The following is a 233-nucleotide window of genomic DNA, read 5'->3' on the forward strand; positions in this document are numbered from 1 at the left end:
TGTTGCTTGGCTAACTCCAGCGGCGCTACGGGGTCTTCGGTGTGGGTGTAGAGCCACCAGTCCATGGTGATGCGCTGATGCTCATCGAACATGCCACGATGGTTTCCGGCTAAGTCTTTGAGCTGTTTGTTGATGCCGCCTTCCAGCAGGTTTGTGGGGCCTGACCCCCGGAAAGTAGACACCATGGGGTGGTGAAATTGTGGGGCTTACTTTAGCGCATTGTTACGCTGCGT

Annotated in this window: 1 pseudogene; it reads right to left on the reverse strand. The window is 55.8% G+C overall.

The features are described from left to right. Nucleotides 1-155 (reverse strand): annotated as a pseudogene (locus QP363_RS13575) (IS256 family transposase); the annotation flags it as partial. Nucleotides 156-233: the final 78 nt, after the last annotated feature.

It is taken from the genome of Corynebacterium sp. UMB6689 (assembly GCF_030215295.1).
GTDB lineage: Bacteria > Actinomycetota > Actinomycetes > Mycobacteriales > Mycobacteriaceae > Corynebacterium > Corynebacterium aurimucosum.